General features: G+C 62.0%; 16 protein-coding genes. 12 read left to right on the forward strand and 4 right to left on the reverse strand.

Translation table 11 applies throughout. The features are described from left to right. Positions 1-22: 22 nt before the first annotated feature. The 6 genes from CUJ84_RS02895 to CUJ84_RS02920 all read left to right on the forward strand — a co-directional run bounded on the left by CUJ84_RS02895 (position 23) and on the right by CUJ84_RS02920 (position 8,013). The gene (locus CUJ84_RS02895; RefSeq protein ID WP_105005110.1) at positions 23-574 is read left to right on the forward strand and encodes a LemA family protein; all 552 of its coding nucleotides are present in this window, start codon (positions 23-25) and stop codon (positions 572-574) included. A gap of 89 nt (positions 575-663) precedes the next feature. Continuing rightward, a complete protein-coding gene (locus tag CUJ84_RS02900) occupies positions 664-1,926 on the forward strand; it encodes a 3-phosphoshikimate 1-carboxyvinyltransferase (protein ID WP_105005111.1) in 1,263 nt (420 codons plus the stop codon). Between the two features lie 36 nt (positions 1,927-1,962). Beyond that, positions 1,963-3,897, forward strand: a complete 1,935-nt coding sequence (locus tag CUJ84_RS02905; protein WP_105005112.1) for a DUF2207 domain-containing protein — start codon at positions 1,963-1,965, stop codon at positions 3,895-3,897. A 65-nt stretch (positions 3,898-3,962) separates the two neighbouring features. After that, on the forward strand, positions 3,963-5,240 hold the full coding sequence (gene purD, locus CUJ84_RS02910) for a phosphoribosylamine--glycine ligase (protein ID WP_105005113.1): 1,278 nt from the start codon (positions 3,963-3,965) through the stop codon (positions 5,238-5,240). Positions 5,241-5,339: 99 nt separating this feature from the next. Next, positions 5,340-5,801, forward strand: a complete 462-nt coding sequence (locus CUJ84_RS02915; protein WP_027685786.1) for a plant virulence effector HPE1-like domain-containing protein — start codon at positions 5,340-5,342, stop codon at positions 5,799-5,801. A 388-nt stretch (positions 5,802-6,189) separates the two neighbouring features. Next, the gene (locus CUJ84_RS02920) at positions 6,190-8,013 is read left to right on the forward strand and encodes a methyl-accepting chemotaxis protein (RefSeq protein WP_105005114.1); all 1,824 of its coding nucleotides are present in this window, start codon (positions 6,190-6,192) and stop codon (positions 8,011-8,013) included. A 79-nt stretch (positions 8,014-8,092) separates the two neighbouring features. Here CUJ84_RS02920 and CUJ84_RS02925 read toward each other — a convergent pair whose 3' ends face one another. Together CUJ84_RS02925 and glyS are read right to left on the reverse strand one after the other, a co-directional pair. Continuing rightward, positions 8,093-8,581 carry a DUF523 domain-containing protein gene (locus tag CUJ84_RS02925; RefSeq protein WP_105005115.1) on the reverse strand — a complete coding sequence of 163 codons (489 nt, stop codon included), beginning with the start codon at positions 8,579-8,581 and terminating at the stop codon, positions 8,093-8,095. Between the two features lie 57 nt (positions 8,582-8,638). Next, on the reverse strand, positions 8,639-10,753 hold the full coding sequence (glyS, locus tag CUJ84_RS02930; RefSeq protein ID WP_105005116.1) for a glycine--tRNA ligase subunit beta: 2,115 nt from the start codon (positions 10,751-10,753) through the stop codon (positions 8,639-8,641). 219 nt (positions 10,754-10,972) lie between these two features. Here glyS and CUJ84_RS02935 point away from each other — a divergent pair, with 219 nt between their 5' ends. The 5 genes from CUJ84_RS02935 to ubiA all read left to right on the forward strand — a co-directional run bounded on the left by CUJ84_RS02935 (position 10,973) and on the right by ubiA (position 17,384). Next, positions 10,973-13,282, forward strand: a complete 2,310-nt coding sequence (locus CUJ84_RS02935) for a Tex family protein (RefSeq protein WP_105005117.1) — start codon at positions 10,973-10,975, stop codon at positions 13,280-13,282. Positions 13,283-13,415: 133 nt separating this feature from the next. Further along, the gene (locus CUJ84_RS02940) at positions 13,416-14,675 is read left to right on the forward strand and encodes an SAM-dependent methyltransferase (protein WP_105005118.1); all 1,260 of its coding nucleotides are present in this window, start codon (positions 13,416-13,418) and stop codon (positions 14,673-14,675) included. 67 nt (positions 14,676-14,742) lie between these two features. Continuing rightward, a complete protein-coding gene (locus tag CUJ84_RS02945; RefSeq protein WP_105005119.1) occupies positions 14,743-15,324 on the forward strand; it encodes a histidine phosphatase family protein in 582 nt (193 codons plus the stop codon). 128 nt (positions 15,325-15,452) lie between these two features. Further along, on the forward strand, positions 15,453-16,265 hold the full coding sequence (locus CUJ84_RS02950; RefSeq protein WP_105005120.1) for a MipA/OmpV family protein: 813 nt from the start codon (positions 15,453-15,455) through the stop codon (positions 16,263-16,265). Positions 16,266-16,424: 159 nt separating this feature from the next. Then, positions 16,425-17,384, forward strand: a complete 960-nt coding sequence (ubiA, locus tag CUJ84_RS02955; protein WP_105008068.1) for a 4-hydroxybenzoate octaprenyltransferase — start codon at positions 16,425-16,427, stop codon at positions 17,382-17,384. A gap of 95 nt (positions 17,385-17,479) precedes the next feature. Here the strand turns inward: ubiA and CUJ84_RS02960 are convergent, their stop codons facing one another. Beyond that, entirely contained in the window at positions 17,480-18,046 is a 567-nt protein-coding gene (locus CUJ84_RS02960; protein WP_017990459.1) for a DUF6101 family protein, read from the reverse strand. A 300-nt stretch (positions 18,047-18,346) separates the two neighbouring features. Between CUJ84_RS02960 and CUJ84_RS02965 the strand changes: the two genes are divergently transcribed. Then, entirely contained in the window at positions 18,347-21,682 is a 3,336-nt protein-coding gene (locus CUJ84_RS02965) for a DUF1217 domain-containing protein (RefSeq protein WP_105008069.1), read from the forward strand. Between the two features lie 204 nt (positions 21,683-21,886). Here CUJ84_RS02965 and CUJ84_RS02970 read toward each other — a convergent pair whose 3' ends face one another. After that, positions 21,887-23,329 (reverse strand): FAD-binding oxidoreductase, encoded by a 1,443-nt coding sequence (locus CUJ84_RS02970; RefSeq protein ID WP_105005121.1) that lies wholly within the window; start codon positions 23,327-23,329, stop codon positions 21,887-21,889.

The raw sequence follows: 23,329 nt of genomic DNA on the forward strand, positions 1-23,329 counted from the left end.
CAAATCGGGGGAGCTCATCTGCATGTATGTGATACTCGCTATTATCGTTGTCATCGCGCTCTATCTCATCTTCGTCTACAACGGCCTGGTTCGCGCGCGTCAGATGGCGGAAGAGGCCTGGTCGGGCATCGACGTCCAGCTCAAGCGCCGCGCCGACCTGATCCCGAACCTGATCGAGACGGTCAAGGGTTATGCCGCTCATGAAAAGTCGACGCTGGAAGAGGTGGTTGAGCTCCGCAACAAGGCGCAGGCCGTGCCATCAGGCGATGTGGCCGGCAGGGCGCAGGCGGAAGGTCTGCTCGGCCAGGCGCTCGGCCGCGTCATCGCGCTTGCCGAGGCCTATCCGGATCTCAAGGCCAATCAGAACTTTGCCGAGCTGCAGGCCTCGCTGGAAACGATGGAAGGCGAACTGCAGATGGCGCGGCGTTATTACAACGGTGCGGCCCGCGACCTGAACGTCAAGGTCGAAAGCTTCCCGTCCAATCTCGTCGCCGGCCAGTTCGGCTTTGCCAAGCGGGAATATTTCGAAATCACCAACGAAGCCGACCGCGCCGTCCCCACCGTGAAATTCTGACGATCCGGCATTTTGCCTTTGCCAGAAAGCGATTAAGAGCAAGGGCAGATTGCGGCCGGTAATGGTCGCCTTATGGACGGAAGAACAGCATGACACGCACAGCCAAACTCACGATCATCCCGCCGGGCAAGCCGCTTTCGGGCCGCGCCATGCCGCCGGGCTCCAAGTCGATCACCAATCGCGCCCTGCTGCTCGCGGGCCTTGCGAAGGGCACCAGCCGACTGACCGGGGCGCTGAAGAGCGACGATACGCGGTATATGGCCGAAGCGCTGCGTGCCATGGGGGTTTCGATCGACGAGCCTGACGATACCACCTTCGTCGTTACCGGCAGCGGCAGGCTGCTGCCGCCGAAGGCACCACTCTTTCTCGGCAATGCCGGCACGGCGACACGCTTCCTCACGGCGGCTGCGGCTCTGGTCGACGGCACCGTCATCGTCGATGGCGACGAACATATGCGCAAGCGCCCGATCGGCCCGTTGGTCGAGGCGATGCGCACGCTCGGCATCGACGTGAGTGCCGAGACCGGTTGCCCGCCGGTCACCGTCAAGGGCACCGGCCGCTTCCAGGCCGACCGCATCCGCATCGATGGCGGCCTGTCCAGCCAGTATGTCTCCGCGCTGCTGATGATGGCGGCCGGCGGCGACCGGCCGGTCGACATCGAACTCGTCGGTGAGGATATCGGCGCGCTCGGCTATATCGATCTGACCACGGCGGCGATGAAGGCTTTCGGCGCCAAGGTCGAGAAGACCAGCCCGGTCACCTGGCGCGTCGAGCCGACCGGCTACCGCGCTGCCGACTTCATCGTCGAGCCCGATGCTTCGGCTGCGACCTATCTCTGGGCCGCCGAGGTCCTCACCGGCGGCACGATCGATCTCGGTGTTCCCTCCGATACCTTCTCGCAGCCGGATGCGCGCGCCTATGACATCATCGCCAAATTCCCGCATCTGCCGGCAGAGATCGACGGCTCGCAGATGCAGGATGCCGTTCCGACCCTTGCCGTGCTTGCCGCCTTCAACCAGACGCCGGTTCGCTTCGTCGGCATCGCCAATCTGCGCGTCAAGGAATGCGATCGCATCCGGGCGCTCTCGACCGGCCTCAACCGCATTGTTTCAGGCCTTGCCCGCGAAGAAGGCGACGATCTGATCGTGCAGTCCGATCCCGCACTTGCGGGCAGGCATCTGCCGGCGGAGATCGACAGCTTCGCCGATCATCGCATCGCCATGAGTTTCGCGCTCGCCGGGCTGAAGATCGACGGCATCACCATTCTCGATCCCGATTGCGTCGGCAAGACCTTCCCCGCCTATTGGCGGACGCTGGCAGCACTCGGCGTGACCTATCAGGACAACGATTGACGAAACGCAGCCGAGGCTGCCGGCGGGGAGACAGGGATGGGGCGTCGGTTTTTCGGATTTTGCTTTGCACTGCTGTTGATGCTCGCCGCCCCGGTGGCCTTTGCCGCCGAGGTGATCGACAGTTTCGCCTCCGACATTACGCTCGAAAAAACCGGTGCGATGGCGGTGACGGAAACGATCACCGTCAATGCCGAAGGCAATCAGATCAACCACGGCATCTTCCGTGATTTCCCGCTCTATTTCACCGATGCCGCGGGCCGCCGCCGCAGCGTCGATTTCGATATGGTGTCGGTCCAGCGCGATGGCGATAACGAGCCCTGGCACACCGAATCGATATCAGGCGGCATCCGCATCTATGCCGGTTCTGCCGATGTGACCGTGACGCCGGGCCGTCATCGATACGTCTTCACCTACAGGACCAATCGCCAGATCCGCTATTTCGACGATCACGACGAACTCTATTGGAACGTCACCGGCAATGGCTGGATCTTCCCGATCCGCTCGGCCACCGCAACGGTGAAGCTGCCGCCCGGCGTCGGCGCGACGGAGACGGCCTTCTTCACCGGCCCTCAGGGCGCGACGGAAAAGAATGCCCGCGTCAGCGAGAGCGGCGCTGGCCTGGTCTTTTCCACCATTGCGCCGCTCGATGCCCACGAGGGCCTCACCTTCGCGATCCGCATGCCGAAGGGTTCGATCGATCCGCCGAGCGCGGATATGGAAAGCGCCTGGTGGCTGAAGGACAACCGCAATTATTTCATCGGCTTCGGCGGCCTGATCCTCGTTTTCGCCTATTACACGCGCTCCTGGCTGAAGGTCGGCCGCGATCCCGCCCGTGGCGTCGTCGTGCCACGCTGGGACGCGCCTGATGGTATCTCGCCGGCGCTGGTCAACTATATCGACAATAAGGGCTTCTCCGGAGAGGGCTGGACGGCGCTGTCTGCCACTGCGCTCAATCTTGCCGTCCGCGGCTACGTCAAGCTCGAAGACCTGAAGAATTCGATCGTCATCCAAGGCACCGGCAAGCCGCTCGGCAAGGAGAAATTCCAGGCCGGCGAAATCGAACTGCTGAAGGTTGCCGGCGGTGCCGGCTCGACGCTTACGATCGACAAGGCCAATGGCGAGCGGGTGAAGTCCGTCGGCCAGGCCTTCCGCTCGGCGATCGAGAAGGAGCATCGCGGCAAATATTACAATTCCAACCTGGCCTATACCGTAGGCGGCATCGCGCTCAGCGCAGCCGCCCTGGTGATCCTGTTCGTTTTCGGTTCGCTGGCGCCCGATACCATCGCGCTGATGCTGATCCCGATCGCCATCTCGGTCTTCGTTGCAGTGTTCGCCGCCGGCCTCGTCAGGTCGCTACATCGCGGCAAATCACTGTTCGGCAAGATCATCGCCATCATCGCCGCCGCCGTCGGCGTCTTCGTCGGCATCGGCATTCTGGCGACCATGGTCCTGGCGCTTGCCTCCTCGCTAGTGGAACTGCACGAAACGCCGATGCTCTTTGCCGTCGGCGGCATCGCGCTTTTGAACATCCTCTATTTCTTCATCATGGGCGCGCCGACCCCGCTCGGCGCCAAGATGATGGATGGCATAGACGGTCTGCGCCAGTATCTGACGCTTGCCGAGAAGGACCGGATGAACACGGCAGGCGCGCCGGAAATGTCGCCGCGGCATTTCGAGACGCTGCTGCCCTATGCGGTGGCGCTCGGCGTCGAAAAGCCTTGGTCGCGCACTTTCGAAACCTGGCTTGCGGCCGCCGCCGCCGGCGCGGCTGCTGCCTATGCGCCCGCCTGGTATGCCGGCAATTTCAACAGCGGCAGCTTTTCCGATCGTATCGGCGGCTTTTCCTCGTCCATGGCCTCGACCATCGCGTCGACGATTCCCGCGCCGCCGCCGTCGAGCTCATCCTCTGGTTTTTCCGGCGGCGGCTCGTCGGGCGGCGGTGGCGGAGGCGGGGGAGGCGGGGGCTGGTAAGCTTTCCCGCTTGACCTTTCGGCCCTTGGCCCTTAACCGCCAGACAGAAAAGGAAAGGGTCGCGCATGAAGGTTCTGTTGATCGGATCGGGCGGACGCGAGCATGCGCTCGCCTGGAAGCTGGCGCAATCGCCGTTGATGACGGAATTCTACGCCGCACCCGGCAATCCCGGCATTGCCGAACACGCCGTCCTCGTGCCGGTTGATATCGAGGATCACGAAGCGGTCGCGGCCTTCTGCAAGGACAAGGCGATCGATTTCGTCGTCGTCGGCCCGGAGGCGCCGCTGGTTGCCGGCCTCGCTGACCGGCTGCGCGCCGATGGCCTGGCGGTCTTCGGTCCCTCCGCTGCCGCAGCCCAGCTCGAGGGCTCCAAAGGCTTCACCAAGGATATTTGCGCCCGCTACGACATCCCGACAGGCGCCTACCAGCGCTTCAACAATGGACCGAAGGCCAAAGCCTATATCCGCGCCGAGGGTGTGCCGATCGTCGTCAAGGCCGATGGTCTTGCCGCCGGCAAGGGCGTGACGGTTGCGATGACGCTGGACGAGGCGCTGGCGGCGGTCGACGACTGCTTCGAAGGCGCCTTTGGCGCTGCCGGCGCCGAAGTCGTCGTCGAAGCCTATCTCGATGGCGAGGAAGCGAGCTTCTTCTGCCTCTGCGATGGCAAACATGCGCTGCCGCTCGCAACCGCCCAGGATCACAAGCGGGTGGGCGAGGGCGATACCGGCGTCAATACCGGTGGCATGGGCGCCTATTCGCCGGCGCCTGTCATGACCGCCGAAATGGTCGAGCGGACGATGAAGGAGATCATCGAACCGACGATGCGCGGCATGGCCGAAAGCGGTCATCCCTTCTCTGGCGTCTTTTTCGCCGGGCTGATGATCACCAAGAAGGGGCCGGAGCTGATCGAATACAATGTCCGTTTCGGCGACCCCGAATGCCAGGTGATGATGATGCGGTTGAAGAGCGATCTGCTGCCGCTGCTGCTCGCCACCGCCAACGGCACGCTCGATCAGGTCAAGGCCGAATGGAACGACGATCCGGCGCTGACGGTGGTCATGGCCTCCAAGGGTTATCCCGGTGCCTACGAGAAGAATACGCCGATCCTCTCCCTGCCTGATGCAGGCGAGGGCGAGAAGGTGTTTCATGCCGGCACGGCTCTGAAGGACGGCACACTGGTTGCGACTGGCGGCCGCGTGCTGAACGTCACCGCGTCAGGCGGCACGGTCGCCGAGGCCAAGAACCGCGCCTACGCGCTGCTCGACAGGGTGAGATGGGAAAACGGCTTCTGCCGGCGCGACATCGGCTGGCGGGCGATCGAGCGCGAAACCGGCTCGGAATGAGTATAAACCCGCCCGTTCTTTAAATTTTTACCCTTTCCCCTGACGGGATGGAAACAAAGCTGCGCTATACCGCTCCCAAGATGAGACGGAGTGGCATTGATGCGTCAGATTTTCCTCGGTGCGGCAATCCTGTTAATGGCAGGCTCTGCGATGGCGTCCTCGATAGAGGTGGTCGGCAAAACTGCGCCGCGCACTGAAGGCAGCATCGTCACCGAAACCTGCGCCGATTGCCCGCCGCTCCAGGCCGAACTGACCAAGAAGGACTATACGGTGCCGGAGCTGAAGCCCGGCGTCCTCCAGGCGAGTGAAATCCGCGATGTCGGCGGCGAAAAGAAGATTTACCGCACCGAAGGCTGGATGGGCGGCTCGCCGGTCGTCTTCGTCAGCAAGGCGACGCCTGAATCCATGATTGCCGCCGCGCCGCCGGCAGCGCCGGTAGACGGTATCGACATGAATGCAACCACCGCGGCCGTCATTGGCGGCGACGCCAGGCCCGTTGCGGCAGGTATGGCGGAACAACCGGCAGCAATTAACGTTTCCGAATTCAAGCTGCGTTTCTAAAACATAAAGTTCCCTGCCCCTGGCCTGATCAAGGTTTCGATCGCTTGGGGTTCCACCACCGGTGGACTGAATGCACCCTCGATGAGCAGCGGGGGTGCATTCCTGTTTTGATGCGCCGGGCACGCTGAGAATTCGAAAAGAAATGATATTCGACCGCCGGATGAAAATCCGGCGGTTTTGCTTTGTAAGCACCCCCGGATTTTTAGGGAAATGCGCGTCGCGAATGATAAAATTAAAGCTTTTTTATAGGATGGGCATCAATTGTTGCTTACCCGGTCGCAGCATGTTTATTTTAGCAGCGGTAGACGCGTCGTCTTGTTTGGCGCGCTCGCACAGGCGGTAGAAAACCGCACCGGAATGCAGCTACCCATTCCCGTTGCGAGGCGTCATGAAAAATTTGAAGATATCAAAGCAGCTCATATTGCTGGTCGTCGGCCTGATGATCGCCTTTGCGATCGCCACTTCCCTGCAGATCCGCTCCTCGGTCGATGCGATCTACAAGGAGCGCTATGACATGCTCCGCGCCGAGGTTCAGTCGGCGGTCTCGGTTCTCAAAATCTACCAGGCAAAGGTGACTGCCGGCGAAATGACGCTGGAAGACGCCCAGAAGCAGGCCTACGCCACGGTCAATGCGATGAAATACGACCCCGATGGCTATTTCTTCGGCTATAGCTACGACATCCAGATGATGTTCCATTATGATGCCGCGAAAGTCGGTCAGGTCAACAAGGGCCAGCCGGACAGCAAAGGCAAGCTCTATCGCGAAGAGCTGGTCAAGCTCGGGCAGCAGGGCGGCGGTCTCGTCGAATATTATTCCACAGCCAAACCGGGCCAGCCCGCTGGCGATTTTCGTAAGACGGCCTATGCACAGGCCTTCGATCCCTGGAAGGTCGTCGTCGTCACCGGCGTCTACATGGACGATCTCGATGCTCAGATAAACAGCACGATCCTGACCGCGCTCTCCGGCAGCATCGTCCTGTTCTTCCTTGCCATGACAGCCGCCTACGTCGTCATCCGCGGCATATCGGGACCTCTCAACAACGTCCATGCCGCCCTGCAGTCGGTCGCCGAAGAGGATGTTTCGATCACCATTCCGCATACCGGCATGAACAACGAAGTCGGCATGATGGCGAAGGCGACGCAGTCACTGCAGGAAAAGATCAGGGAGCGTCATGCGATGTCGGATCGCGAGGCGGCCCAGCAGCTGGCGCTGGAAAGCGAGCGCGAAAACAATCTGCGCCAGCAGCAGGATGAGGCAACGCTGCAGGCGCGCGTGGTGACGACCATCGGCCAGGCGCTGGAGATGATTGCCCGCGGCGACCTCACCGTGCGCTGCGCCGATCTCGGCCAGAAGTATGCCGCCCTTCGCGACAACTTCAACGATGCGCTGTCGCATCTCGAAGCCGCCATGGCCAAGGTCAGCGCCAAGGGCACCGATATCGGCACCAGCAAGGAAGAGATCCGCCGCGCTTCCAACGAGCTGTCGCAGCGCACCGAACGCCAGGCCGCCAGCCTCGAAGAAACCTCGGCGGCGCTCGATGAACTCACCGTCGCCGTCCGTCAGACGGCCGATGGCGCCCATGAGGCGAGCAAACGTGTCCACGCGGTTAGCACCGAGGCAACCCACAGCGATGCGATCGTCACCCAGGCAATCGAGGCGATGAGCGGCATCGAGAAATCGTCGTCGGAGATTACCAAGATCATCGGCGTCATCGACGAGATCGCCTTCCAGACCAACCTCTTGGCGCTGAATGCCGGCGTCGAGGCAGCCCGTGCCGGTGAATCCGGCAAGGGGTTTGCGGTCGTTGCCCAGGAAGTCCGTGAACTTGCCCAGCGTTCCGCCGCTGCGGCCAAGGAGATTAAGGACCAGATCGCCCGCTCCTCCAGCCAGGTGGATCATGGCGTCCGTCTGGTCGGCGAGGCTGGCGAGGCGCTGAAGCGCATCTCCGACCAGATCAAGGCCGCCAACGAGATCGTCGCCAAGATCGCCCACAGCGCCTCTGAGCAGGATACGACGCTGCGTTCGATCTCCTCGTCGATGAACCAGCTCGACGCCGCCACCCAGCAGAACGCTGCCATGGCCGAAGAGACCACGGCATCGGCCGAGACGCTCGCCACCGATACCGACGAACTGATCGACCTCATTCGCGGCTTCCGAGTCAGTGGCGAAAGCGCTGCCCCGGCCATGCATCAAGGTCGCCGTGCCGCCTAAACGGCGCGGGGACAATAAGAAATTTTATCACGAAATTCTTAGCGGCCGTCGGTTCTCCGGCGGCCGTGCCTTTTTAGGCTCATTGCGCGATACGGTCGATCAGCCGCTCGATCTCGTGATCGGAAAACACTTCGACACCGGCCGCTTTCAGCGCCGCCGCCGTCACGCCGGCGCCGGCCTGCTTGCGGCCGGAAAAGGTGCCGTCATAGATGAAACCGGATCCGCAGGACGGGCTGCCGTCGATGAGCAGCGCATAGCGGCAGTCGGCCCGCCTTGCGAGCGCCACGGCATTTTCTGCCGCCAGCAGGAACTCTTCCGTTAGGTCGGCGCCCGTCAGCTCGACAACCCGCGCCGTGCCGGCCAGCACATCCTCGCCGGTCGCAGCATTTCCAATCTCGGCCGGAGGGCGCGGCACCTTCATGCCCGCCGACATCTCCGGACAGATCGTCACCAGCCTACCCTCGGCCCGCCATGTCTCGATCACAGGATGAAGCAACGGCTTCGCCCGCCCGTCATAGCGGACGGCGTGCCCCATGAGACAGGCGCTGACGAGAATCTTGCTCTGCATGTCTCTTGAATAACGCCACGGCGGCGGCAATGCCAGACCGCCGATGGCGGTCGAATATCACCCCGAAATCTTCGAGAAATCCGCAACCGTCCCCGTCGCCTCGCGGATCAGCCGCAGCAGGGCGAGACGGTTGGCGCGGATGGCGGCGTCCTCGTCGTTGACGAGCACGTCTTCGAAGAAGCGGTCGACCGGGCCGCGCAGCTTGGAGAGCGCTTCCATTGCCGAGCGGAAGTCTTCCCCGGCGACGGCGTTCGACGCATCCTTCGAGGCACTGGAGATTGCGGCGAACAATTCCTTCTCGGCATCGAGCTTCAGAAGCGCTTGCGAAACGCTGTCGGCGATCACGGTGCCCTTCTTTTCCTCGGCGGCGAGCAGCTGTGTCGCCCGCTTGGTGCCGGCGAGCAGGTTCTTGCCGTCCTCCGAGGTGATGAAGGCCGTCAGCGCTTCGACGCGGCGCGCCACCATCAACAGGTCGTCGGCATCTGAAGTCAGCACGGCGTCGATGAGATCGTGGCGGGCGCCCTGGTCGCGCAGATAGACCTTGAGGCGGTCGTGGAAGAAGGAGAGCAGGTCGCTATCCCTGGTCGTTGCCAGCAGCGGCAGGCGGATCCTTCGCTCCAAGAGGATCCTGACGACACCGAGCGCTGCCCGCCGCAGCGCAAACGGATCCTTCGACCCTGTCGGCTTTTCATCGATCGCCCAGAAGCCGATCAACGTATCGAGCTTGTCGGCAAGGGCGATGGTGATCGCCACTTTGTCCTCCGGCACGCGGTCCGACGGACCCTGCGGCTTGTAGTGATCCTCGATCGCTGCGGCAACGGAGGCGTCCTCACCCTGCAGCACCGCATATTTGCGGCCCATCAAGCCCTGCAGCTCCGGGAATTCGCCGACGGCTTCGGTGCGCAGATCGGCCTTGGCGAGTACGGCGGCGCGATCGACGAGGGCCGCATCCGCACCAGTTATCTTCGCCAATTCCTTGGCCAGTGCGCGGATGCGGGCGACGCGCGCGCCCTGTGTGCCGAGTTTGGCATGGAAGGTCACGTCAAGCGCATCGAGCTTGGCCATGCGCTGGTCGAGCGGCTTCTTGATGTCGAGGCCGAACTTTGCCGCCGACGCCGTCAGCGTCTCGAGATCCGGCAGATTGCCCTGGTCGCGCTTCCAGAAATGCAGCGCATCCGAAAGCCGGGCCCGCACCACCTTGCCGTTGCCGTGGACGATTTCCTTGCCGCCGTCTTTCGCCTGGATATTGGAGACGAGGATGAACTTGTTCGACAGCGTTTCGCCACCCTGCGGCCGCGTCACGAAACACTTTTGGTTGGTCTTGATCGTCAGCCGGATGATTTCGGAGGGGATCGAGAGATAATCCTCCTCGAAACTGCCCATCAGCACCTGCGGCCATTCGACAAGGCCGGAGACTTCCTCCAGCAGGCCTTCGTCTTCCACCAGCTCCAGCCCGTTGGCAAAGGCGATGTCGCGGGCGTCGTGCAGGATGATGTCCTTGCGCCGCTCGGCATCGAGGATGACCTTCGCCTTTTCCAAGTTCGCCGCATAATCGTCGAAGCGCCGCACGGTGATCGCCTCCGGCGCATGGAAGCGGTGGCCATAGGTGATGTTGGACGCGGTGATGCCGTCGATCTCGAAGGGGATGACGGTTGTCTCTTCATGCTCCGGGCCGAAAGTGCAGACGATCGACTGCAACGGCCGCACCCAGCGCAGCGCACCGGGCTTGGACGAGGCCTTGCCCCAGCGCATCGATTTCGGCCAGGGAAAATCGCGGATGATGCCGGGCATGATATCGCTGACGATCTCTTCCGTCGCGCGGCCGGGCTTGGAGATGACCGCGACGTAGAAATCGCCCTTCTTCGGATCGCTCACCACCTGCGCCTCGGAGATCGAGGACAATCCTGCGCCGCGCAGAAAACCTTCGATCGCCTTCTCGTTGGCGTCGGTGCGCGGTCCCTTGCGTTCCTCGCGCACATCGGCCGAGCGCGCCGTCAGGCCGTGGATGTCGAGCGCAAGCCGCCGCGGCGTCCAGTATTCGCGCGCGCCCTCGTAGGACAGGCCCGCTTCGACAAGCGCATCGGTGACGAGCTTCTTCAGGTCGCCGGCAGCCTTACGCTGCATGCGGGCCGGAATCTCTTCGGAGCGGAGTTCGAGAAGAAGGTTTGGCATGTCGAATTTCCTTGCCTCCCGCGACAGGGGAGGGATGGCATGGGCGCCGGGTCAAAACGTTGCTTCTGCTAGCAAAGAATGGCGCATCTGCACAACCGCAAAATCGCCGCCTTTCCGGCATGCTTATCCTGTGGATCGGCGCTCGGCCGTAAACTCCAACATTGCCTTGCCGCTTTTCGCCGCTATGGTCCCGCCACCTCTGACGAAACAGGAAATCCCATGGCCGCAGACCTCCGTTTTCTCGCAGCCCGCATCTCCGCCGAAATCAACGCCCGGCCCGAACAGGCCAAAGCCGCCATCGAGCTGCTCGACGAGGGCGCCACCGTGCCCTTCATCGCCCGCTACCGCAAGGAAGTGACGGGCGGGCTGGATGATACGCAGCTGCGCAATCTCGCCGAGCGGCTGGTCTATCTGCGCGAGCTCGAAGCCCGGCGCGACGCGATCGTCGAATCGATTACCGGCCAGGGCAAGATGACCGACGAGCTGATGACCAAGGTCGCCGGCGCCGAAACCAAGGCCGAGCTTGAAGATCTCTATCTGCCCTACAAGCCGAAGCGCCGCACGCGGGCCGAAATCGCCCGTGAACGCGGCCTCGGTCCGCTCGCCGAGACGATCCTTGCCGACCGCGCCAGGGAACCGGCGGTCTTGGCCGAAGGCTTCCTCACAGCTGATGTGCCCGATGTGAAGACGGCGCTCGAAGGCGCGCGCGACATCATCGCCGAAGGCATTGCCGAAAATGCCGACCTGCTCGGCAAGTTGCGCGCCCATATGCGCCAGGCCTCGCTGCTGAAGGCGAAAGTCGTCGACGGCAAGCAGGCGACCGGCGAGAAGTTTTCGGATTATTTCGACCATTCCGAACGCTGGGCGACCGCCCCCGGCCACCGCGCGCTCGCCATGCTGCGCGGCTGGAACGAGGAGGTGCTGACGCTGACGATCGAGGCCGACGCCGAGACGACCTCTCCGAACAAGCCGGTCGAACGCATGATCGTGGCGGCTTACGAGATCGGTACGAGCCGTCCCGGCGACCGCTGGCTGACGGAGGTCGCAAGCTGGACCTGGCGCGTCAAGCTTTCCATGTCGCTCTCGCTCGACCTGATGCGGGAACTACGCGAAAGGGCCGAAGAAGAAGCGATCCATGTCTTCGCCCGCAATCTCAAGGACCTGCTTTTGGCCGCACCCGCCGGCTCGCGCGCGACGATGGGTCTCGATCCCGGCATCCGCACCGGCGTCAAGGTCGCCGTCGTCGACGGCACCGGCAAGGTGGTGGCGACATCGACCGTCTATCCCTTCCAGCCGAGGAATGACGTGCGCGGCGCCCAGGTCGAGCTCGCATCGCTGGTCCGCAAGCATAATGTCGAGCTGATCTCGATCGGCAATGGCACCGGCAGCCGCGAAACCGAAAAGCTGGTGGCCGACATGCTGGCCGAGCTGCCGGCGCCGAAGCCGACCAAGGTCATCGTGTCGGAAGCCGGCGCCTCGGTCTATTCCGCCTCGGCGACCGCAGCGGCAGAATTCCCTGATCTCGACGTGTCGCTGCGCGGCGCCGTCTCCATCGCGCGGCGCCTGCAGGATCCACTCGCCGAACTCGTCAAGATCGAGCCGAAGTCGATCGGCGTCGGCCAGTATCAGCACGACGTCGACCAGCAGAAGCTGTCGCGTTCGCTCGATGCGGTGGTGGAAGATGCGGTGAATGCCGTCGGTGTCGATCTCAACACCGCGTCTGCGCCGCTGCTGTCGCGCGTCTCCGGCCTCGGCCCGTCGATCGCCGACGCCATCGTCCGCCACCGCGACAGCGAAGGCCGTTTCGAGACGCGAAAGGATCTGCTGAAGGTCGCCCGCCTCGGCGGCCGCACTTTCGAGCAATGCGCCGGCTTCCTGCGCATTCCCAACGGCAAGGAGCCGCTCGATTCCTCCTCGGTGCATCCGGAGGCTTACGGCGTTGCCAAGAAGATCGTCGCCGCCTGTGGCCGCGATCTGCGCGCGCTGATGGGCGACAGCGCGGTGTTGAAATCGGTTGATCCGCGCCAGTTCATCGACGAGAAATTCGGTCTGCCGACGGTCAAAGACATCATCGCGGAGCTGGAAAAGCCCGGCCGCGACCCGCGTCCGAGCTTCAAGACCGCGACCTTTGCCGAGGGCGTCAACGAAATTTCCGACCTCAAGCCCGGTATGGTGCTGGAAGGCACGGTGACCAATGTCGCCGCCTTCGGCGCCTTCGTCGATATCGGCGTGCACCAGGATGGTCTGGTGCATGTCTCCCAGCTTGCCGATCGCTTCGTCAAGGATCCCCACGAGGTCGTCAAGGCGGGCGATGTCGTCAAGGTGCGGGTTGTCGAAGTCGATGCCAAGCGCAAGCGCATCGGTCTTTCCATGCGACGCGATGACGGCTCATCAGCGCCGCCGCCGCGTGGTGATTCTCGCCCAAGCCAAGGGTCGCGGCCGCAGAACGAGCGCCGGCCCGCGGCTCAGAAACCGGAAAGCCAAGGCGCATTCGGCGCGGCACTTGCCGAAGCCATGAAGCGAAAATAAGGGTTTAGCTGGCGTTTCGGCAAAAATGCAACAGTTTGGCAGCGTTCTGTAAAGAGTGCTAAATCCAGCGCTTGTATGGCGAAAGAGAGCCACTAAGTTGATGTGACCATCCTGTCACATTTGCGAGGCGTCCATGGCGTCGGCATTCTTATCGATCGTCCAGCAAATCGTCCGCAAGGGTTCGTTGAAACTTACCCTTGCCAATGGCGAAACCCATACTATCGGCGACGGCACGGGTGAAACCGTTGTCGCCCGCCTTGCCGATCAGGAGGCCGAGGACGCCATCCGGCGCGACCCGACCATGAAGCTCGGCGAAATGTACATGCAAGGCCGGTTCATTCTCGAACAGGGCAACATTTACGATTTCCTGTCGCTGGTGAAACAGAACACCACCAACGAAATCTTCGATTTCAAGATGGCGGCACTGCTCCTCGGCCGCATTGCCTGGCAACAGCTGAAGAGCCGCGTGCCGGTCAATCGCAACAAGCACAATGTCGCCCATCATTACGACCTGTCTGCCAAGCTCTTCGATCTTTTCCTCGACGAGGACTGGCAATATTCCTGCGCCTATTTCGAGCCGCCGGGAATTGGTCTCGACGAGGCGCAGCTCGCCAAGAAGCGCCATATCGCCGCCAAGCTTCTGCTCGAGCCGAACCAGCGTATCCTGGAGATCGGCTCCGGCTGGGGCGGCATGGGCATGTACCTGACGGAGGCGACCGACGGGGCCGATTTCACCGGCATCACGCTGAGCGAGGAACAGCTCAAGGTCTCGCGTGCGCGCGCCGAAAAGCGCGGCCTTGCCGACCGTGTGCGTTTCGAACTGCAGGACTACCGCACCATGACGGGCAGGAAGTTCGACCGCATCGTCTCGGTCGGCATGTTCGAACATGTCGGTATCGGCAATTACGGCAATTTCTTCCGCAAGGTATCGGACCTGCTCGATGACGACGGCGTCATGGTGCTGCATTCGATCGGCCGTCCGAAGCCGAGCTTCGGCACCAATGCCTTCATCGAGAAGTACATCTTCCCGGGCGGCTACATCCCTTCCGTCGGCGAGGTCGTGCCGCCGCTTGAGAAGGCCGGGCTGCTGGTCAAGGATATCGAAATCCTGCCGATGCATTATGCCTATACGCTGCGCCATTGGCGCGAGCGTTTCGTGGCGCGCAAGGCCGAAGCGGTGGCGCTTTACGACGAGCAATTCTTCCGCATGTGGGAATTTTATCTGGCCGGTTCCGAGGTGGGCTTCCGCTGGGACGAACTCTTCATCTTGCAGATCCAGGTCGCCAAGAACCAGTTCGCCGTTCCCGACAATCGCAATTACATCGCCCGCAACGAAGCCAAGCTGAAGGAATTCGAGGCGAGGCGCGCACCGTTGGAAAAGGTGACGTTCTGATCCCGCGGAAGTGCCGCTTCCGCTCGCGGTTTTGCCGAGGAGCCGGTTCTCATGAAAGGACGTGCCGATGAGCAATGCGTTTCCCGAGATCTACCTGGTCCGCCACGGTGAAACCGAATGGAGCCTGTCCGGGCGCCATACCGGACGCAGCGATATTCCCTTGACGGCGAATGGCGAGGCCGCCGCCCGCCAACTCGCCGACCGGCTGGCGGGACTTACCTTCTCCGCCGTCTGGTCGAGCCCGTCCGAGCGCGCCCGCAAGACCTGCGCGCTTGCCGGATTCGGATCGGGCGCGGTGATCAAGGACGATCTCGCCGAATGGGACTATGGCGCTTATGAAGGCATCACCACCAAGGCGATCCTTGCGGACCGCCCCGGTTGGCAGCTCTTTCGCGATGGTTGCCCGAATGGCGAGTTCGCCGCCGATGTCGGCGCCCGCGCAGACGCCGTCATCCATGCGCTTCGCGAAACGGCCGGCACCATTCTGATCTTCTCGAGTTCGCATTTCCTGCGCGTCCTCGCCGCCCGCTGGCTCGGCCTGCCGGCGGAAGACGGCTCCCGTTTCGTGCTCGATACGGCCAGCATCAGCGTGCTCGGCTACGAGCACGATCTGACCGAACCGGTCATCCGCCGCTGGAACCAGCGTTAGCGCGGGCATCCGTCATTTTTGCCTGTGTCATCTCGCTGCCGTGGTTAACATTGGGGTAACGAGATCAGGATAAATGTAGCAAACGCCGCCCTCCGCGGCTTTGTTTTTGCGTTTTCTGGAGTGCGGACGTGTCTCATCGATCAGTCGTATCGATCTCTTTGGCTATTGCCCTTTTATCTGCTGGCTCAGTGGCCGCCCAGGAAAGCGGCCAGCACTTCTGGTCCGGCGACTGGTATCTGAGCGTCGGCGTTGCCGGCTTTTCCGCCCCGAAATTCGAGGGCTCGTCGCATAATGAATTCAAGTTCAGCCCGCTGATCTCGGTCGGCCGCCAAGGCGCCGGGCCGCGTTTTTCCTCGCGCAACGACAATCCCTCCTTCGCTCTCATCGACAAGGGCGCCTTCCGGGCCGGCATCGTCGGCAAATTCGTGCCGTCGCGCGATGACGGCGACAGCAGCGATCTGAAGGGCTTGAAGAAGGTCAAATGGGGGGCGGAAGCCGGCGCTTTCCTAGAAGTCTACCCCACAGATTTCCTTCGCGCCCGCGCCGAAGTCCGCCAGGGCCTCCGCTCGCATGACGGTATCGTCGCCGATCTCGCGGTCGATGCCTTCACCGATATCGCGCCCGACCTGCAACTGTCGGGCGGCCCGCGCGCGACATTCGCCACCAGCGGCTACTACGACGCCTATTACGGCGTTAACGCCAAGCAGGCGGCGGCAAGCGGCCTTGATCCCTATAAGCCCGCATCGGGCATCCAGTCCTATGGCGCCGGCACGGCGCTGACCTGGAAGGCGACGGAAAACCTCTCGGCCAGTTCCTTCCTCGAATATAAGCGGCTGGCAGGCCCTGCCGCCGACAGCAGCCTCGTGCGCGACCGCGGCTCGAAGAACCAGGTCCTGATCGGTGTCTCGGCGACCTATAAGTTCAATTTCTCGCTGCAGTGATTGACCGCGCCGCGGGTCCTTTCAGACGAGTGGCGCTGTAACCATATGAATTGCAAAATAATTTCATCCCTGGATCGATTCTGATCTAAGGAATGATGCAAGTGGCAGTGCAATGATCGCTTCTTGACCGGATCGGCGGCCCGCCGCTAGATGAGCTTCATGCACGATACTGGCGATTTCAACGAGCGCGTCTCCGACGCACCTTCCGACAACTGGGTCTACCGGATCCTGCCGCCATGGCTTTGGCCCTATGCGCAGCTCGCGCGCTGGGATCGCCCGATTGGCTGGCAGCTCTTGATGTGGCCGTGCTTCTGGTCGGCGACCCTTGCCGCCAATGCGGCGATCGGTGAGGGGATCTATTCCGGCAGCCTGCTGGTATCTCACCTGTTCCTCTATTTCGTCGGCGCGGTCGCCATGCGCGGCGCCGGCTGCACCTATAACGATCTCGTCGACCACGAGATCGATATGGAAGTGGCGCGCACGCGGTCGCGTCCGCTCCCCTCCGGCCGCGTCACCCGCCGTCGGGCAAAAATCTTCATCGGCTTGCAGGCGTTGGTCGGGCTCTTCGTGCTGCTGCAGTTCAACTGGCTCAACGTTTTCCTCGGCGTGCTCTCACTCGGGATCGTGGCGTTTTATCCCTTTGCCAAACGTTTCACCGACTGGCCGCAATTCTACCTGGGGCTTGCCTTTTCCTGGGGCGCGCTGATGGGTTGGGCCGGCATTTTCGGCGGCCTCTCCTTTGCAGCCATCCTGCTCTACGCCGCCTCCGTCGCCTGGACGATCGGTTACGACACGATCTATGCGCATCAGGATAAGGAGGATGACGAGCTGATCGGCGTCCGCTCCACTGCGCGCCTGTTCGGCGACAGGACGCGGCAATGGCTGATCGGCCTTTATGGGCTGACGCTGGTGCTGATGTTTATTGCTTTCGCTCTGGCCGGCGCCAATCTCATCGCGTTTCTGGGTCTGCTCGGTGCGGCCGGCATGTTCGCCTGGCAGATCGTCCGGCTCGATATCAACGATGCCGACCAGTGCCTGGCGCTCTTCAAATCGAACAACCGCGTCGGCCTGATCATCTTCTTCGGCCTCTTCATCTCGCTGCTGTTTGCCATTCCCTGATTGGGACGACGAATGAAACGATAAACCCGGCGCGGGCGCCGGGTTTCAAAATGGTTCCGAAGCGACGTCGCCGAATGGAACTGTCGCGTTTTTGTTCAGTTGCGGGCGATGATTTCCTTACCTTCGATCTTCATCGCAACGCCCAGCCGGCCGGTGGTACGGCGCACGAGGAAGCGCGGACGGCGATTGGCGAAGTAGGAATGACGGCGGCGAGGCTTGAGATCGCTGGTGCGCAAGGCGCCAATATGGTCTTCGAGCGGCCGGGCGACGCCGTCGGCCTCGACCATCAGCATCGGAATGCGGAAGGCTTCGGACCAGCTGCGCCAGTCGGCGGCGATGTCGCTGAGATCATGGGCGACGAGCAGCGGAATGCAGAGCTCCGGATCGGCGTGATGGAGTTCGAGGGTTACGGTGACATCGCCGTCGCCATGGTCGATGGCGCGGGCGGCGACGCCCTTGAAAACGCGCTTCGGCAGCGCAATCGAGAGCGGCAGGCCGCTGGAGGGGAGGACCTTGCGCAGGACCGCACCGCGTTCGTCTATGGTGATATTGACGTCATCCGAACAATCGTGGATGGCGTAGCTGACCTGCTGGGGAAAGCGGGACGGATCGAGGCGTAACGTCGTGCCAGCCCAAGCGGGCTTCATAACGGGATTGTTCATTTCATTCTACCCTTGTCTTACCTGAGAGCCGATTTCCGGTCTTCTCCTTGGGACTTTTCGTCCTCTATGGCCGACAATAGGCAGCCGCCGTTCCGTACAGCTTAAAAATTGCGGTTAAGAAAACTTTGCCTCCTCTGATGGTTATCAAAACCGAATCCGGCAGGGTTTCCGGAAGGTGAACGGTGTGGTGTGCTGAAGTGATGCATCCGGAGGTAAGCCTCAGGTAAGCTTTCCATGGCAAAATGTGCTCACCAGCATTTCGTCGTTCTTTTAGAGATTTTGCCGAAAAGGGCGCTTTTCATGATCACGGCTTCCCTCGCTTACACGATCCTGTCGCGAGATATGACGTCCAGCCTCAACAAGGTTGCGTCGCAGGCGACGGTCAAGAAGGATGCCCAGTACTACGCCGACCATATCAACAAGGTCACATCGGTCGACGACTTCCTCGGCGACTACAAGCTCTACAGCTATGCGATGAAGGCCTATGGCCTCGAAGACATGACCTACGCCAAGGCCTTCATGAAGAAGGTGCTCGAGAGCGATCTCACCGATCCCAACAGCTACGCCAACAAGCTGTCCGATACGCGCTACCGCGAGTTCGCCTCCGCCTTCAATTTCAACGAGCCGGCCAAGGACGTGCAGACGGACGCGCAGGAGGACGACCTTATCGGCCTCTACAAGCAGTCCTTCATCGATGCCGACAAGGCCGCGACTGCCGAGAGCACCTATTACAGCAACAATATCGATAGCGTGCAGACCGTCGACGATCTGGTCAACAACACCCGGCTGCGTACCTATGTGCTGAAGACCTTCAAGATCGATCCGACCTATGCGTCGAAGGATTTTCTGCGGCAGGTGCTGACGAGCGATCTCAGCGACCCCACGAGCGTCGTCAACACGCAGGGCGGCGACAAGTACAAGGCGCTTGCCGCCCAGTTCAGCTTCAACGCGGATGGCACGGTCACCGGCACGGCGCAGACCGCAGCGCAGAAGGCCTCGGTCATCGAGTCCTACACCCTGAATTCCCAGTCCGTCATCATCGACAATTCGGTCGGTTCGGATGTCTACTACGTCGGCCAGACGGCGGCGGACTACAACAAGGCCTATTACACTGCGAAGATCGGCACGATCACCAATGTCGACGATCTGGTCGCCGACAAGCGCCTGGTCTCCTACATCACGACGGCCTACAGCATGGGCGCCGACTTCACCGCGGCAGCGCTGCGCGCGGTGCTGACCGATCCCGGTTATGCCCAGCTGATGGGCTTTACCAATGTCTACAATGCTTTCAACTTCAAGGCTGACGGGTCGACCTCCAGCACGGCGCGCGTCCAGTCGGTCGACCAGGCAAACAGCCTGCAGGCGGCGGCATCGAGCACGAACAACTACTATACCGTCACCTCGCAATCGAGCAGCATCACCAATGTCGACGACCTGCTCGCCGACAACGTGCTGGCGCGCTACATCAAGGATGCCTACGGTCTCGGCACGAGCTTCAGCAATGCCGACCTGAAGAACATCCTGACGGATTCGGCCTATGCCGCGGCCCAGGGCCACGCCGATCTCAACGCTGACTTCAACTTCCAGGCTGACGGCTCGATCAACGGTTCCGCGATCCAGACTGCGGCGCAGCGGAAATCGACCACCGACAAGTCGGCGGCGAATGCAGCGCATTTCAACAGCATGATCGGCAATGTCACCAATGTCGATGACATCATGTCGGATGCTGTTGCGGTCAGCTATATCAGAAACAGCATGCAGATTTCCGACAGCGTCTCCGATGCGACGTTGAGGACTTTCCTCGTCGACCGCACGGCTGCCAGCGCCCAGGGCTACAGCGACGTTCACGATCTCTTCAATTTCAAATCGGATGGTTCGGTCGCGACCCTTTACGCCTCGCAGACGGCCACACAAAGTGCCAGCACTGCCAGCAAGGCCGACAATGCGGCAGTCTACTACCAGTCGACCATCGCGGGCATCTCCAACGTCGATCAGTTGCTGACGGACCAGAAGCTGAACAATTTCGTGCGCAACGCCTACGGCATCCCGTCGACGGTCAGCGACGTCGCTCTTCGCAGTATCCTGACCGATCAGAGCGGCACCGGCACCTATGCCGACGTTGCCGCCGCCTTCAACTTCAAGGCGGACGGCACGCTTGAGGACGGTATGGCGGCGCAGACGGCCAGCCAGATCAGCAGCACGAAATTTGCCGCCACGGCGCGCACAGACGATTATTCCGCCCGGATGGCGGCGATCGGCAATGTCGATGATCTGCTTGCCGATGACACCATCACCAATTTCCTGAAGAGCACCTACAATCTGCCGTTCGACATCTCGAATGCCGATCTGAAAAGCATCCTGACCGATGCGACGGCCGCTGCCGCAGCCGGCCACGCCGATCTCAATGCCGACTTCAACTTCGCCGCCGACGGATCGCTTCCAGTGGTGAGCTCGGTCCAGACGGCCGATCAGGCACAGACCACCAACGACAATTATGCGGCGCGTTATGACGACGAACGCGACGAGGCGATCGACGAGGTCGCATCCAACTACCAGAAGCTTATGGCCGACAGCAGCAGCCTGCTGAATTTCTCCGACGTCAAGAGCGTCAATGATTTCCTGCGCAGCAATTCGGCCGCCGATTTCAGCAAGGGCAATGACAATCTGCCGGATCTCTACCATGTGGCGCTGCAGGCCTTCGGTCTGACCGACCAGGACGTCCCGCGCTCGATGATGCGCAAGATCCTGACGAGCGATGCCTATGATCCGGATGGCTATATTGCCTCGCTCAAGGATGAACGCATCACCAACCTTGCCCGCGCCTTCAACTTCGGCCCCGACGGCAAGGCGGCATCACCCTTCCAGGCGCTTCCCGACGCGACCCTAGCCAAATACGCCACCGACTATAAGTCGCATATCACCATGCTGATGAAGGACGGTCCGGTGAAGGACAAGGCATCGAAGGATGCGACGGCTGAGGTCGATTACTTCGCCAAGGGCATGGCAAAGGTGAAGTCGCTCGACGATTTCCTGGATGACAGCCGCCTGACCGACCTGGTGCTGAAGGCGAACAACCTTGACCCGAAGGATTACGACAAGGCGACGCTGAAGAAGATCTTCACCTCCGATCCCGACGACAAGAAGAGCTACCTCAACACCAAGGCCGATGCGCGTTTCCAGGATATCGTTGCCGCCTTCAACTTCGACAAGGACGGCAATCTGACCCGCGCCAAGATCGGCACGATCCAGAACAAGGCGGCCGAGGACCACACCCAGGAGCTTTACGTCCAACAGACGATGGAAGCCCAGCAAGGCGAAAGCAACGACGGCGTCCGCCTGGCGCTCTATTTCGCCCGCAAAGCCCCGAGCATCACCTCGATCTATTCGATCCTCGGCGACAAGGCGCTCTATCAGGTCATCACCACAGCCTACAACCTGCCGTCGCAGATATCGGGCATGGACGTCACCAAGCAGCGCGATCTCCTCAGCCGCTTCGTCAAGCTCGAGGATCTCCAGGATCCGAAGAAGGTCGACAAGCTGCTGCGCCGGTTCACCGCGATGTACGACGTCCAGAACGCTACCCAGCAGTCACCGGCGCTGATGATCCTGACCGGCGGCGGCACGCAGCAGTCCTAAGGCAATTCCAGCAAAGCGCGCAGCGGTTGGCGCGGGTGGCTGCCCCTCACCCTAACCCTCTCCCCGTAAACGGGGCGAGGGGACGTGCCCTGCGAGAGGTGTACGGGGAACGGAGACGTTGCGGCATGGTCCCTTCGCCCCGTTTACGGGGAGAAGGTGGCGGCAGCCGGATGAGGGGCAAACGTCGGCGATCTCCCTGATCGCTCAGCCTCCAGGATCGAGGCTGACAACCTTTCCCGGATTCATGATATTGGCGGGATCGAAGGCGCGCTTGATGCGGCGCATCAGCTCGATTTCGATGGTTGGGCGGATCGCCGCGAGTTCATCGCGCTTCAGCTGGCCGATGCCGTGCTCGGCCGAGATCGAGCCGCCATGCGCCAGCACCAGCCCATGCACGATGTGGTTCATTTCGCGCCAGCGAGCGATGAAGGCGGCCTTGTCGGCACCGACCGGCTGGGAAATATTGTAGTGAATATTGCCGTCGCCCATATGGCCGAAGGCGCAGATGCGGGCGCCCGGCATCGCCGCCATGACAGCTTCTTCGGCCTCGGCCATGAAATGCGGGATCTTCGATACCGGCACGGAAACATCGTGTTTGATCGACCCGCCTTCCGGCTTCTGCGCATCCGACATGCTCTCGCGCATATGCCAGATCGCCTTCTGCTGTGCCACGGATGCGGCGATCGCGGCATCAAGCACCAGCCCGGCCTCGAAGCCCTGTTCCAGCACGCCATTCATCATCCGCACCGCCGTCTCGGCCGAATCCGAGGTCGAAATGTCGATCAGCACATACCAGGGATAGGCCGCGTCCAGCGGATCGCGCACGCCGTCGATGTGGCGGGTGGTGATTTCGACACCGAAACGCGGCATCAGCTCGAAACCGGTGAGCGAGGCGCCGCAGAGGCTGGAGGCGAGGTTGAAGAGGGCAAGGGCATCCGTCACCGAACTCAGGCCGGCAAAGGCCACCTGATGGCCGAGCGGCTGGGGAAAGAGTTTCAGCACCGCGCCGGTGATGATGCCGAGCGTGCCCTCCGCGCCGATGAAGAGATCGCGCAGGTCATAGCCGGTATTGTCCTTCTTCAGGCGGCGTAAGCCGTCCCAGATCTCGCCGGTCGGCAGCACCACTTCGAGGCCGAGGCAGAGCTGGCGCATATTGCCATAGGCAAGCACCGCCGTGCCGCCGGCATTGGTGGAAAGATTGCCGCCGATGCGGCAGGAGCCCTCCGAGCCGAGCGACAGCGGAAACAGCCGCCCATGCGCCTCGGCCGCCTTCTGCACCTCGGCCAGGATCGCGCCGCCATCGGCCACCAGCACGTTCGCCACCGGATCGACATCACGGATCTTGTTCATCCGCTCGAGCGACAGGATGATATCGGACTTGCCCTGACGCGGCGTCTGGCCGCCGACGAGACCGGTATTGCCGGTCTGCGGCACGATCGCCGTTCCGGTCTCCGTCGCAAGCTTCATGATATCAGAGACTTCTTCGACCGAGCCGGGTTTCAAGAGGAGAGGGGAGTTGCCGTGATAGAGCCCGCGGTTTTCGATCAGATGCGGCGCAAGCTCGGCCTCGCTGCGCAGCGCGTACCTGTCGCCGACGATCGCCGTAAAGCGGTTGAGGAGCTCTGTTGAAATGCTGGAATTGCTCAT

This window comes from Rhizobium leguminosarum (genome assembly GCF_002953715.1).
Lineage (GTDB): Bacteria > Pseudomonadota > Alphaproteobacteria > Rhizobiales > Rhizobiaceae > Rhizobium > Rhizobium leguminosarum_V.